This is a genomic window from Mesobacillus maritimus (assembly GCF_023715205.1).
Lineage (GTDB): Bacteria > Bacillota > Bacilli > Bacillales > Cytobacillaceae > Mesobacillus_B > Mesobacillus_B maritimus_C.
Map to the genome: position 1 here is coordinate 23,956 of NZ_JAMBNR010000001.1, position 13,831 is coordinate 37,786.

The 13,831-nt window shown below is 39.9% G+C and carries 12 protein-coding genes; all 12 read left to right on the forward strand.

Going from position 1 to position 13,831, the window contains the following annotated elements; genetic code table 11:
* Positions 1–276 precede the first annotated feature (276 nt).
* Positions 277–1,755: a sodium/proline symporter PutP gene (gene putP / locus M3182_RS00115; protein ID WP_251429770.1), complete on the forward strand. Its 1,479-nt coding sequence runs from the start codon at positions 277–279 to the stop codon at positions 1,753–1,755.
* A gap of 241 nt (positions 1,756–1,996) precedes the next feature.
* The gene (locus tag M3182_RS00120) at positions 1,997–2,635 is read left to right on the forward strand and encodes a TetR/AcrR family transcriptional regulator (RefSeq protein ID WP_251555667.1); all 639 of its coding nucleotides are present in this window, start codon (positions 1,997–1,999) and stop codon (positions 2,633–2,635) included.
* 111 nt (positions 2,636–2,746) lie between these two features.
* Complete coding sequence (locus M3182_RS00125) at positions 2,747–3,889, forward strand: acyl-CoA dehydrogenase family protein (RefSeq protein WP_251555668.1); 1,143 nt, start codon at positions 2,747–2,749, stop codon at positions 3,887–3,889.
* A gap of 16 nt (positions 3,890–3,905) precedes the next feature.
* Positions 3,906–5,543, forward strand: coding sequence for an AMP-binding protein (locus M3182_RS00130; protein ID WP_251555669.1), 1,638 nt, complete (start codon positions 3,906–3,908; stop codon positions 5,541–5,543).
* A gap of 17 nt (positions 5,544–5,560) precedes the next feature.
* Complete coding sequence (locus tag M3182_RS00135; RefSeq protein WP_251555670.1) at positions 5,561–6,919, forward strand: acetyl-CoA carboxylase biotin carboxylase subunit; 1,359 nt, start codon at positions 5,561–5,563, stop codon at positions 6,917–6,919.
* 13 nt (positions 6,920–6,932) lie between these two features.
* The gene (locus M3182_RS00140; RefSeq protein WP_251429760.1) at positions 6,933–7,145 is read left to right on the forward strand and encodes an acetyl-CoA carboxylase biotin carboxyl carrier protein subunit; all 213 of its coding nucleotides are present in this window, start codon (positions 6,933–6,935) and stop codon (positions 7,143–7,145) included.
* Positions 7,146–7,157: 12 nt separating this feature from the next.
* Positions 7,158–8,075 (forward strand): hydroxymethylglutaryl-CoA lyase, encoded by a 918-nt coding sequence (locus tag M3182_RS00145; protein WP_251429758.1) that lies wholly within the window; start codon positions 7,158–7,160, stop codon positions 8,073–8,075.
* Positions 8,076–8,083: 8 nt separating this feature from the next.
* Positions 8,084–8,866, forward strand: a complete 783-nt coding sequence (locus M3182_RS00150; protein ID WP_432806680.1) for an enoyl-CoA hydratase — start codon at positions 8,084–8,086, stop codon at positions 8,864–8,866.
* Between the two features lie 130 nt (positions 8,867–8,996).
* Positions 8,997–10,535: an acyl-CoA carboxylase subunit beta gene (locus M3182_RS00155; RefSeq protein ID WP_251555672.1), complete on the forward strand. Its 1,539-nt coding sequence runs from the start codon at positions 8,997–8,999 to the stop codon at positions 10,533–10,535.
* A gap of 74 nt (positions 10,536–10,609) precedes the next feature.
* Positions 10,610–11,299, forward strand: a complete 690-nt coding sequence (locus tag M3182_RS00160; RefSeq protein ID WP_251429751.1) for a CoA transferase subunit A — start codon at positions 10,610–10,612, stop codon at positions 11,297–11,299.
* 12 nt (positions 11,300–11,311) lie between these two features.
* Entirely contained in the window at positions 11,312–11,965 is a 654-nt protein-coding gene (locus tag M3182_RS00165) for a CoA transferase subunit B (protein WP_251555673.1), read from the forward strand.
* Positions 11,966–12,307: 342 nt separating this feature from the next.
* Positions 12,308–13,666, forward strand: coding sequence for a sigma-54 interaction domain-containing protein (locus M3182_RS00170; RefSeq protein ID WP_251555674.1), 1,359 nt, complete (start codon positions 12,308–12,310; stop codon positions 13,664–13,666).
* Positions 13,667–13,831 lie beyond the last annotated feature (165 nt).

Consider the following 13,831-nt stretch of genomic DNA (forward strand, 5'->3'; position numbering starts at 1 on the left):
ACACGAACATATTATTTTTAACAATTACCGAGTGCGATCAGAAAGGAATTAAATAAAATATTCTCTATATTATATAGTTAATACTAAGAAAAAATAATTATTTAGTAAAGCGCTTACATTCTTGTATTCGTGGGAATGACTCAACCTTAGTCAATAGAAAATCAAACCTAGATTCCTTGAATAAGATTTGAATCCCTGTTAGTGTAAATAAAGTCAACTGGTTGACAAGACCAATTTTCACTATTTTACAAGAATAAAAACAAAGGGAGAGATTTGGTGCAGGTAGAGATTTTGGTTTCGTTAGGTATTTATTTTCTAGTTATGTTACTTGTAGGCTATTATTCTTACAAGAGGACGTCTGATCTTAGTGATTATATGTTAGGTGGCCGAAATGTTGGTCCAGCGGTTACCGCACTATCAGCGGGTGCCTCAGATATGAGTGGCTGGATGATGATGGGTCTTCCTGGTGCCATGTTTGTTGCGGGTTTATCTGAAGCATGGTTATCTATTGGTTTATTTGTTGGAGCGTATGTCAATTATATTATTCTAGCCCCTAGATTGAGGACGTACACAATCGTTGCAAACGATTCAATTACAATTCCTGACTATTTAGAGAATCGATTTGGGGATCGGTCAAAAATCCTTCGAACCGTATCCGCAATCGTTATTTTGATCTTCTACACGCTATATACATCTTCAGGTCTTGTTGCTGGCGGAACACTATTTGAAAGTTCGTTTGGTACCGATTATCGATTTGGTTTATTAATTACCGCTGGTGTAGTGGTGGCCTATACATTATTCGGTGGATTTTTAGCAGTTAGTATGACAGACTTTATTCAAGGCGTCATCATGTTTACGGCCCTTATCCTTGTTCCGATTGTTGCCTTTACGGAAGTCGGCGGTGTATCTGCTACAATGGCCGAAATAAGAAGTATCGACCCTACAATGCTTGATTTATTTAAAGGAACAACATTTGTTGGGATTATTTCTTTATTAGCTTGGGGACTTGGGTATTTTGGTCAGCCACATATTATCGTTCGCTTTATGGCTGTAGGTAGCTTGAAACAGTTAAAATCAGCACGTAGAATCGGAATGAGCTGGATGGGAATCTCGCTGATTGGAGCGATGTTAACAGGTTTAGCCGGTGCCGCTTATCATTCAGTTAATGGTACAACTCTTGATAACTCCGAAACTATTTTTATTTATTTCGCTGATGTGTTGTTTCATCCATATATTACAGGGTTTTTACTAGCTGCTGTTTTAGCTGCGATTATGAGTACGATTTCGTCTCAGTTACTAGTTACATCAAGTTCATTAACTGAAGATTTCTATAAAACTTTCTTAAAACGCAATGCTAGTGATAAAGAATTAGTATTTGTCGGCCGTTTAGCAGTATTGATTGTTGCCATTGTCGGTGTAGGGTTATCTCTAAACCCTAATGATACCATATTAGGACTTGTTGGATATGCATGGGCTGGTTTTGGTTCTGCCTTCGGACCTGCATTATTACTTAGTCTTTATTGGAAACGTATGACAAAATGGGGCGCATTGGTCGGAATCATTGTCGGATCCTTAACCGTTCTTATTTGGTCTAATATTAAAGTGCTTGCAGATTATATGTACGAAATGATACCAGGGTTTTTCCTAAGTCTACTTGCTGTTATTGTAGTAAGCTTACTTACGAAAAAACCTGATGAGAGCGTCGATCAACAATTTGATCAGATGGAGAGGGTACTGCAAGAAGAAAAAGAATAGTCTTCAAAAGCCGGGTGATTGTTGCTCGGCTTTTTTGTATTCAAAAATATAAGTGTCAAAAAGTACATTTTAGTATTCATTATTTAAGTTAGTCTATCTTCGTAAGATATATTCTTCTTTGTAAAAATCAATGAAAATAAACTGATTGCAATAAGAGTGTTTTAAATAGAGATATAATTCAGAAAAATATGTTGTTTTCATACAATCCATATGATACTATTTTTTCAAAGGGATGATGCAAATGAAGAAGACTAATTTGAAGGAAAGAATTGTTGAAACCGCTCTCAACCTATTTGAACAGCATGGCTACCACGGAGTGACGGTTGACCAGATTGTTTCTGAATCTGGAACATCAAAAGGGGGATTTTATCACAATTTTAAATCAAAAGATGAATTACTCTACTACATCCACGATGTTTTTATCTCCTATGTTCTCGAGAAAGCGCGTGAAGCATATGATAATTATGACACGCCCGTTTCACAGCTTTGTGCCATCATACAATCCTTCACCAAGGTATTTGACTTATACAAACCACATATCACGGTATTTTATCAGGAAAGCACGTATTTAACCGGAGAATTTAATCTTAAAATCAATAAAAAAAGGGATGAATATAAAAACCTTTTAATTACCGTCATTCGTGAGGGTCAGCAAAAAGGGGAATTCCGGTCCGAGGTCCCAGCGCAGATTTCCGTTATGGCGATTATCGGGATGGTCAATTGGACTTATAAATGGTTTAAAAAAGATGGGCCACTAACTATTGAAGCAATTGCTCAGATTTTTAATGATTTGTTGCTCCATTCACTCCTAACCGAAAAGGCAATGAATCAACAAGAAGTACAATCGTTTTTATTAAAAAGTCAGCCTCTCCACAAATAGCTGGCTAAAATTATACAGTAAACAGACCGACTGGTCGGTATGAATCTTATTCAGAGTCCTTTTTGTAATTAAAACAGACCGACTAGTCCGTCTAATTGAGGAGGAAAATAGATGAACTTCGAACTGACAAATGAGCAGAAAATGCTGCAAGAAATGGTAAGAGACTTTGCAGAAAAAGAGATTAAACCTTTTGCACGAGAAGTAGATGAAACTTCAACAATGCGATACGAGACATTTCAAAAATTGGGTGAATTAGGGCTACTTGGAATTCCGTTTCCGGAAAAGTATGGTGGCGCTGGCGGCGATACCATCTCTTATATTATTGCTGTTGAAGAAATCGGAAAAGCTTGTGGAGGTACTGGCTTAAGCTATGCAGCAAACACAAGTCTGGGTGCAAGTCCAATTTATTATTTTGGAAGTGAAGGTCAAAAGCAGGAATGGTTGGTACCAATGGCGAAAGGAAAAACAATGGGTGCGTTTGGATTGACGGAACCGAATGCAGGATCTGACGCTGGCGGTACACGAACCAAGGCTGTCTTAGACGGGGACGAATGGGTTATCAATGGGGAAAAGTGTTGGATTACGAATGCAGGGTACTCAAGGCAAATCATTGTAACCGCTGTCACAGGGAAACGAGAAGATGGTCGAAACATTGTTTCAGCCATTATTGTCCCGGCAGATGCTAAAGGGGTAACCATTTCTTGTAATTATGACAAAATGGGCGTGCGTGGTTCAAATACTTGTGAAATCATTTTAGATAATGTTCGTGTTCCAAGAGAAAACCTTCTTGGAGATGAGAAAAAAGGATTTAGTCAATTCTTATATACTCTAGATGGGGGACGGATTTCGATTGCAGCTTTGTCTGTGGGAATCGCTCAAGCTGCATTCGATAAAGCGCTACAATACTCAAAAGAGCGAGTGCAATTTGGTCAGTCCATATCTAAGTTTCAGGCGATTCAATTTAAATTAGCGGATATGGCAATGGAACTTGAATTGGCTCGAAACCAAGTCTATAAAGCAGCTTGGTTAAAAGACCAAGGAAAGCCATTTGGCAAAGAAGCTGCGTTCGCTAAGCTTTTTGCATCCGAAGCAGGGTTCCGTATTTGCAACCAAGCGATCCAAATTCATGGTGGCTCAGGCTATATGAAAGAATATGATGTAGAAAGATATTTACGTGACATCAAATTAATGGAAATAGGCGAAGGAACTTCGGAGATTCAACGTTTAGTCATTGCTCGCCACTTAGGATGCTAAAAGTAGGAGGGAAAGAATGACCGAGTTAATTCGTAAATCCGTAGGGGCACTGTTAGCTGATCGAGCTTTAGAAATGCCTGATCATGAAGCACTCGTATATCCAGACCGTGGACTTAGGTACACATACCGAGAATTCAATGAAGTGTGTGAACAGGTTGCAAAAGGACTAATGGCGATTGGGATTGAAAAAGGAGAAAATGTTGCAGTTTGGGCATCGAATATTCCAGAATGGGTTAGCTTGCAATATGGTACGGGAAAAATGGGGGCCGTACTTGTTACAGTAAACACCAATTATCGAGCTGCAGAGTTAGAATACTTATTGAAACAATCAGATTCGACGACAATCTTCCTAATTGAAGATTACAAAGGTAACTCATATATTGACACGATTTACGAACTTTGTCCTGAACTTGAGTATTGCCGGCCAGGGGACCTTCAGTCTAAACGGCTCCCCAAGTTGAAAAATGTGTTTGTTTTTAGTGAAAAAGATTATCCCGGAACTTATAAGTGGTCAGATGTTCTCTCATTGTCAACACAAGTGACAAATTCTCAATTAGAGGAACGGATGGCAGAGCTAAAACCTGATGATGTTATTAATATGCAATATACATCTGGAACAACAGGATTCCCTAAGGGAGTTATGTTGACTCATAGCAATCTTACAAATAATGGATTTAACATAGCCAAGTGTATGAAATTAACTGAACAAGATCGACTATGTATTCCAGTGCCATTTTTCCATTGTTTTGGTTGTGTGATTGGGACTCTAGCGGCCGTCAGTGTTGGGGCAACAATGGTACCTGTCCAAGAATTTGATGCCGAAACAGTCCTACGAACCGTCGAGCAAGAAAAATGCACTGCACTTCATGGGGTTCCTACCATGTTTATTGCCGAGTTAAATCACCCAAATTTTGAAAATTATGACTTGTCGACGTTGAGAACGGGTGTAATGGCCGGTTCCAATTGTCCTGTAGAAGTAATGAAAAATGTCATGAACAAAATGAACATATCGGAAATTACGATTTGTTACGGTCAAACAGAATCTTCTCCAGTGATCACACAAACACGTACGGATGATCCAGTCGAATTAAGAGTAGAAACAGTGGGCAGAGCTTTGCCAAACGTTGAAGTGAAAATTGTTCAACCTGGGACAACACAAGAACTACCTTACAATCAGCAGGGTGAACTTTGTACACGTGGCTATCACGTGATGAAGGGGTACTACAAAAACCCAGATGCTACTAGGGAAGCAATTGACGAAGATGGCTGGTTACATACTGGAGATTTAGCCATTATGGATGAAAACGGTTATTGTCGCATCACTGGTCGGTTAAAAGATATGATTATTCGCGGTGGTGAGAATATTTACCCACGTGAAATTGAGGAATTTCTTTATACCCATCCAAAGGTTTTAGATGCCCAGGTAATTGGTGTTCCGGATGAAAAATATGGGGAAGAAGTAATGGCTTGGATTATTTTAAAAGAAGGGGCGACTGCAACTACTGATGAAATAAAAGAATATTTCAAAGGAAAAATCTCCCATCATAAAATACCAAGGCACATCTTCTTTACAGATGAGTACCCAATGACTGCTTCAGGAAAAATTCAAAAATACAAATTGCGCGAGCAGTCAATTAATCTATTAACCCCATAAGTTAAGGAGTGATTTACTTGTTTACAAAAGTATTGATTGCCAATAGAGGAGAAATCGCCTTAAGAGTCATTCGAACATGTCAAAAAATGAACATTCAAACTGTGGCGATCTATTCAGAAGCAGATGCAGACGCACTGTTTGTACGTGAGGCCGATGAAGCTTATTGTGTGGGTAAACCACCCGTTAATCAGAGTTATTTGAATGCGGAAGAGATTATTGCAGTGGCAAAGAAATCGGGTGCTGAAGCGGTTCATCCTGGATATGGACTTTTATCTGAAAACGCTTCGTTCGCTACGAGATGCATAAATGAAGGATTAACGTTTATCGGTCCCTCTCCAAACATTATCGCATCAATGGGAAGCAAAATTGAGGCACGTAAAACAATGAAGGAAGCCGGAGTCCCAATTATTGAGGGAATTAACACCTCGCTTGAAAGTGAGGATGAAGCCAAACTGGCAGCAAAGGAAATCGGTTATCCCCTTATGTTGAAAGCCTCTGCTGGTGGAGGTGGGATCGGGATGCAACTAGTCAACTCTGAAGAGGAATTAGTGAAAGCTTTCGCAGGTAATAAAAAACGTGCTGAGTCCTTCTTTGGAGATGGCGCGATGTTTTTAGAAAAATATATCGCGGAACCGCACCATATTGAAGTGCAAATTCTAGCCGATTCTCACGGCAATGTCGTTCCACTTTGGGAAAGAGAATGCTCGATTCAAAGACGAAATCAAAAAGTTGTTGAAGAGGCTCCTTCTCCATTTATAAATGAGGAAACTCGAAACAAAATGTTGGAAGCCGCTATAAAAGCTGCACAGCACATCGGCTATACAAATGCTGGAACGATCGAATTCCTAGTCGATCGAGAGCAAAATTTCTATTTTCTTGAAATGAATACGAGATTGCAAGTAGAACATCCCGTTACAGAGGAAATTACGGGGCTAGATTTGGTCGAGGAACAATTGAAAGTCGCTTCAGGTGCCGACCTTTCGTTTACCAGGGAAGAGGTTGCCCGTAATGGTCATGCGATTGAAGTTCGGATTTATGCAGAGGATCCTAAGACATTTTTCCCTTCACCAGGAAAAATTACTGAATTCAAACTACCTGAAGGAGAAGGGATTCGCAACGAGTGTGCGATTGAAGCTGGTTCTCAAGTAACCCCTTTTTATGATCCTATGATTGGCAAACTTATTGCCTGGGGACAAACTAGGGAAGAAGCGTGCTCACGTTTAAAGCAAGCACTTGAAGATTATAAAATTGTGGGAATTAAAACAAATATCCCAATGTTAATCAAAACTGTAAGCCATGAACAATTTCTCAAAGGTTATACAACAACACAATTTGTAAATGAATACTATTTACCCCTATTAACTTCAACAAAGTAAAGGAGAATGCAAAATGGCAAAAGTAGAAGCAGGCATGGCAGGTAATGTTTGGAAGGTCCTTGTGAAAGAAGGAGACGAAGTCAAAGCAGGTCAAGAGGTCGTAATACTAGAATCGATGAAAATGGAAATCCCAGTTGCTGTTGAAGCGGACGGAAAAGTGACAAAAGTGCATGTCCAAGAAGGGGACTTTGTCAACGATACGGATGCAATAGTGGACGTTGAGTAAGGAGTTGATTCTTTGAAACTACCAAAACAGGTGAAAATCAAAGAAGTTGGTCCTAGAGATGGATTGCAGAATGAAAAGCAACCGATATTAACCGCTGATAAAATTGCATGGATTGATTCTCTTTCTGAATCAGGTCTCTCTTATCTTGAGGTTAGCTCGTTCGTAAACCCGAAGTGGATTCCACAGCTTGCGGATGCATCTGAAGTTTTAAAAGGGATTAAACGAAACAAGAATATCACTTATGCTGCACTCGTTCCAAATCTAAAAGGACTTGATCGCGCACTAGAAGCAGACGTGGATGAGATTAGCGTGTTTATGTCTGCAAGTGAAGGGCATAACCGGAACAATATCAATAAGTCGATTCAGGAAACTTATCCTGTGTTAGCTGAAGTGGTTAAGGAAGCTAAAATGGCTGGAAAAACGGTTCGTGGCTATGTGTCTACGGTGATTGCTTGCCCCTATGACGGGAAGGTTGCGCCAACTCAAGTGCGCGAAGTAGCAGATCATTTATTCTCAATGGGTGTTAATGAGCTATCCTTAGGTGAAACCATAGGCGTTGGAGTACCTAGTCAAGTCGAATCCTTACTTGAAGAATTATTAGGACATTTTGAGGTTGATAGACTTGCCATGCATTTCCACGATACACGGGGGACGGCTTTGGCGAACGTTGTGAAATCACTAGAAATGGGGATAACAGCATTTGATAGTTCTCTAGGTGGCCTCGGTGGATGTCCATATGCTAAGGGAGCTTCAGGGAATGTGGCGACAGAGGATTTAATCTATTTGCTCCATGAAATGGGTATAAACACTGGTATAAATTCAGATAAATTAATGAAATCGGCGTTAATGATCGAAGAAAAGTTGGGAAAACCTCTTAAAAGTCGTCAATTAGAAATTTTGCGTGCGGAAGGAAGGGAGCGAATCTCATGAATGAGACCATAGTTGAAACAGTAAAATTGGAAAAGCGAAGTGATGGCGTTGCCATTGTAACGTTAAATCGACCTGAAGCCGCAAATGCACTTTCTAAAAAAATGTTAATTGATTTCCAATCTATTTTAGCTGAACTTAAACTTGACAATGAAGTTCGTGTCGTCATCTTAACAGGTGCAGGGGACAAAGCATTTTGTGCTGGGGCGGATTTAAAAGAGCGTCGAGGAATGACCGATACGGAAGCAATACAAACGGTCCGTTTGATTGGAGCAACAATCACAGAAGTTGAAGCTCTTCCGCAGCCAGTCATTGCTGCGATTAATGGGGTTGCATTTGGTGGCGGACTGGAACTAGCTTTAGCATGTGATTTGCGAGTTGGAGCAAATGAGGCGAAAGTGGGATTAACTGAAACTTCCTTAGCCATTATTCCTGGGGCGGGGGGAACACAGCGACTACCTCGTTTAATTGGACCAGGAAAGGCAAAAGAACTGATTTATACCGCTCAGCGACTAACTGCTGAAGAGGCAGAAACAATTGGAATTCTTGAATATGCAGTCCCGAGGGCTCAATTAATGGATAAAGCAGTAAAGCTAGCCAAAGCGATGGCCAAAAACGGTCCACTTGCTCTTGTTCAGGCGAAAAAAGCTATTAACAAGGGGTTAGAAGTGGATTTAGCCACAGGCTTGAAAATTGAAGAACTCGCTTATGATGTTCTAATTCCAACAGAGGACAGGATAGAAGGCCTAACCGCTTTTGCTGAAAAAAGACCTCCAGAATACAAAGGACGCTAAAGTCGAGCTTTAAATGGAAATTTACTGGATGGTGCCTGGCACCATCCAGTAAATCCCAACAAAAATATGCATAGTAGCAAGGGGACGGCTTGTGGCCTTCTCCTTTTTCAGAAAAGGAGGAATCAATTTCATGACAGAGACGCATACAAAATCAGGTTATGAACTGAAAAAAGAATCCATCCTAAAGGGCGGAAGCGAAAAATACCACCAAAAAAACGCAGAACAAGGAAAGATGTTTGTTCGTGATCGATTAAATTTATTATTTGATAATGGGTTACAAGCTGAAGATGGCATGTTTGCGAACGTGCTTGCTGGTGACCTCCCAGCTGATGGTGTCGTCACAGGTATTGGAAAGATCCATGGTCGTACGGTTTGTGTAATGGCCAATGACTCCACCATTAAGGCAGGCTCTTGGGGAAAACGGACAGTTGAGAAAATTATACGCATTCAGGAAACGGCTGAAAAACTACGCTGCCCAATGCTTTATCTTGTTGATTCAGCAGGAGCGCGGATTACTGATCAATTAGAAATGTTCCCAGGACGTCGAGGTGCAGGAAGAATTTTTTATAATCAAGTAAAGATGTCTGGGAAAGTCCCGCAAATCTGCTTATTATTTGGACCTTCTGCGGCTGGGGGAGCCTATATCCCTGCTTTCTGTGACATCGTAGTGATGGTTGAAGGAAATGCTTCGATGTACCTTGGCTCGCCACGAATGGCAGAAATGGTGATCGGTGAAAAAGTAACGCTTGAACAAATGGGTGGAGCAAAAATGCATTGTTCTGTTTCTGGTTGTGGAGATGTGCTGGTTCAATCAGAAGAGGAAGCAATCGTTTATGCTCGAAAATATCTAACTTATTTCCCAAATAACTTCAGTGAAAAGCCAGTAAAAGCGGAAGCGAAGGAACCACGGTCATTTGAAAAATCAATTGAAGAGATTATCCCCAAAAATCAAAATGCCCCATTTGATATGTATCAGTTGATTGAGCGTTTAGTCGATAAGGACTCAATCTGTGAAATTAAAAAATTATTTGCACCGGAACTAATTACCTGCTTAGGACGCATTAATGGGCAACCAATTGGAATTATTGCGAACCAACCACGCGTTAAAGGTGGCGTTTTGTTCCATGATAGTGCGGATAAAGCGGCAAAGTTCATCAATCTTTGCGATGCTTATCATATTCCGCTTCTTTTCTTAGCGGATGTTCCGGGATTCATGATCGGAACAAACGTAGAGAAAGCTGGAATTATCCGCCACGGAGCCAAAATGATCTCAGCGATGAGTGAGGCTACGGTTCCGAAAATGACGGTAATTGTGCGAAAAGCATATGGGGCTGGATTATATGCGATGGCAGGTCCAGCATTTGAACCGGATTGCTGTATTGCCCTACCTTCTGCAGCCATTGCTGTAATGGGACCGGAAGCTGCGGTGAACGCTGTATATGCAAATAAAATTGCCGCCCTTCCAGAAGAAGAACGTGCCGCGTTCATCGCTGAGAAACGAGAAGAATATAAAGAAGATATTGATATTTATCGATTAGCTTCTGAATTGATTATTGACGATGTAGTAGAACCAAATTCTCTAAGAGAGGAATTAGCGGAGCGTTTGGAACTCTATATGTCTAAGTATTTAGTATTCTCTGAGCGTAAACATGGAGTATATCCGGTATAAAGTTCTAGTAAAGAAGTGTGTTCTCAAAAGAAACCCAAAGGGTAACCGACTTTGTTTAACAAGGAGGGAAAGACATGAAAAAAATTTATACAGACTTTTCAGAAGCGGTTGATGGAATTAAGGATGGAATGACTTTAATGGTCGGTGGATTTGGTTTATGTGGCATCCCAGAAAACCTGATAAAAGCATTAGCAGAAAAAGGAACGAAAGACCTCACAGTCATCTCGAATAACTGCGGTGTAGATGAATGGGGACTAGGTTTATTATTAAAAAACAAACAAATTAAAAAGGTAATTGCCTCATATGTTGGCGAAAACAAGGAATTTGAACGTCAATTACTTGCAGGTGAAATTGAAGTCGAATTAACACCTCAAGGAACGTTGGCAGAAAAAATCCGTGCTGGGGGCGCAGGTATTCCAGCCTTTTACACACCGGCGGGCGTTGGAACCCCGATTGCGGAAGGAAGAGAAGTTCGCGAATTCAACGGCAAAGAATATTTACTTGAACCATCCTTACGTGCAGATTTTAGCCTTGTTCGGGCTTATCAGGGCGACAAGATGGGAAACCTTGTTTTCCGGAAAACGGCGAGAAATTTTAATTCAATGATGGCAACCGCTGGTAACACTACAATTGCCGAAGTAGAAAATCTGGTTGAAGTAGGCGATTTAGATCCGAATTTTATCCATTCGCCGGGAATTTATGTTCAGTCTTTAATTCAAGGAGAGCAAGAAAAAAGAATCGAACGAAGAACAGTTAGGACGTAAGGAGGGGAAATCATGAATACTAGGGAAAAAATCGCAAGACGGGCCGAAAAAGAAATTGAAAATGGCAATTACGTAAATCTAGGCATCGGCATGCCGACCATGGTAGCAAATTTCATAAGTGAAAATAAACAGGTTGTCCTCCAATCTGAAAATGGACTTCTTGGGATTGGTCCTTATCCAACTGAAAATGAGGTGGACGCGGATTTAATCAATGCTGGAAAAGAGACCGTTACCGTGATTCCAGGTTCCGTTTATTTTGATAGTGCAGAGTCGTTCGCAATGATTCGCGGCGGTCATGTCGATGTAGCAATCCTAGGCGGAATGGAGGTTTCGGAAACTGGAGATCTAGCAAACTGGATGATTCCCGGAAAAATGGTCAAGGGTATGGGTGGTGCAATGGACTTGGTGCACGGAGCGCGCAAGACGATTGTTATTATGGAACATGTAAATAAACAGGGAGAGGCGAAAATTCTTAAAGAATGCACTTTACCTCTGACAGGAAAAGGGGTAGTAGACTGTATTATTACCGACCGAGCCGTTATGCAAGTTACTGACAAAGGGTTAAAACTAGTGGAAGTGGCAAAAGGGTTCACGGTTGAACAAATACAAGAATGCACTGGGGCCGAATTGATCGTCGCTGATGATGTAAAGCTCGAAGCGTTTTAATGACATAATGGCGAACAGATTTGGTTCTGTTCGCCATTATTTATATCGGTTCACTCTAATAAAGTGAAACTTGAAACTTCATTCAGTGTATTTTTCATCCCGCACTGAATGTTAGTTACACCAAAGCTGACTTCTAAGGTCTAAAATCCTAAAAAAAGCTTATTTCACCAATAAGGCTTTTGAATTTCAGTTAGTCCCCACTTATCCTTTTAGGACCTTCCTCAAGTCTTGAAGTGGAGGTCATACTGCCAGTTAATGCAAGATAAATTGTAAGATTTTTTATCACTTTTAGATATCATTCTTTTAAGATGAGAATTAGCATTTGGGGAAGGAGTGAGCACTTTGAATCAAACGGTTGATTCTCGAGTAGATATGGAAATTCTACTCCAAGCTGTGGAACAATCCTATGAGGGCTTTTTATTATCCGATCGAAGTGGCAGAATCTTTTATGCGAATCAGGCCGTTGAAAACATTTCAGGAGTACCCCTACAGGATATAGTTGGGAAAACAACGAAAGAAATGGAAGCAGAAGGCATCATTATCAGTCAATCCTTGAAAGTCCTAAAAAAAGATCCATTGACGATTTCGCAAAAGCTAAGTACTGGCGTGGATGTGTTTATAACTAGTAAGCCAATTTATGATACTAGCGGCAAAATTATTTGTTATGCGGCTAACTATCGTGAACTTTCTTCCTTAAATGAGTTACATAAAGAGCATCATAATCAATTAAACATCAATTATAATGAGCTTCAACAATTAAGAGCACAGTTATTAAAAACAGAAGATTGGATTGGAGTTTCATATAAAACGAAGGCCTTAAAGGAAAAAGTATCAAAAGTGGCTAAAACTGAAGCAATCATCCTGATCGTAGGAGAATCGGGAGTAGGAAAAGAAGTGATATCGAAAACAATTCATAAAGTTAGTAATCGACATCATGCGCCATTCATTCAAATCAATTGTGGAGCAATCCCCGACTCTTTGATGGAAGCAGAGCTGTTTGGGTATGAAAAAGGAGCCTTTACTGGAGCTGTTTCTTCCAAACCAGGATTGCTTGAAGTCGCCAATAGAGGAACTGTATTGCTAGATGAAATTGGTGAAATGCCAATACATCTACAGGTCAAATTATTAAGAGTCATCCAAGCGAAAGAAATCACTAGGGTTGGCGGTACAAAAACAAAAAAACTGAATGTACGTTTCCTCGCAGCAACGAATCGGGATTTACAACAATTGGTCAAAGAAGGAACCTTCCGCGAAGATTTATACTACCGTTTAAATGTAATCCAAATTAGCATTCCTCCATTGAGAGAAAGAAAGGAAGATATCCCTGCTCTCGGTGAACATTTTCTAAAAAAGTACACAAGCAAATACGGTGTTAAGAAAAAATTTTCTGATAAAGCAAAGCAAATATTAATGGAGTATTCTTGGCCTGGAAATGTCCGTCAGCTTGAAAACACCATTGAACAATTAGTCATTCTTTCTGAAGGAGAAACGATTACTTCAAGTGATTTGCCAAAAGAAATGAATAAAATTAACACAAATGATTTGGAAGAAGTTGTTCCGCTAAAAAAGTTACGAGTACAGGTAGAAAGAAAAATGATTACACTTGCTCTTAAAAGATATAAATCAATTAGAGAAGCATCAAAGTACTTAGAAATTGACCATTCTACTCTCGTAAAAAAGATAAAAAAATATGAGCTTTAAGTAACGGTGAATTTTTTCACCGTTTTTTTAATGGAAATAGTAAGCTGGTGAATTTTTTCAATATGATTGGTGAAATTCTTCACCGTAGGGATAGGAAGGGCATTCAAACCTTTGATAAATCAACACTTTCGTATTTGGCACGTTTCTTGCAATATGTTAAATAAG

Excerpts from the sequence above, each read along its gene's own strand:
- M3182_RS00140 (WP_251429760.1), top strand. The coding sequence starts at position 6,933 with ATGGCAAAAGTAGAAGCAGGCATGGCAGGTAATGTTTGGAAGGTCCTT.
- M3182_RS00160 (WP_251429751.1), top strand. The coding sequence starts at position 10,610 with ATGAAAAAAATTTATACAGACTTTTCAGAAGCGGTTGATGGAATTAAG.
- M3182_RS00120 (WP_251555667.1), top strand. The coding sequence starts at position 1,997 with ATGAAGAAGACTAATTTGAAGGAAAGAATTGTTGAAACCGCTCTCAAC.
- M3182_RS00155 (WP_251555672.1), top strand. The coding sequence starts at position 8,997 with ATGACAGAGACGCATACAAAATCAGGTTATGAACTGAAAAAAGAATCC.
- M3182_RS00165 (WP_251555673.1), top strand. The coding sequence starts at position 11,312 with ATGAATACTAGGGAAAAAATCGCAAGACGGGCCGAAAAAGAAATTGAA.
- M3182_RS00125 (WP_251555668.1), top strand. The coding sequence starts at position 2,747 with ATGAACTTCGAACTGACAAATGAGCAGAAAATGCTGCAAGAAATGGTA.
- M3182_RS00130 (WP_251555669.1), top strand. The coding sequence starts at position 3,906 with ATGACCGAGTTAATTCGTAAATCCGTAGGGGCACTGTTAGCTGATCGA.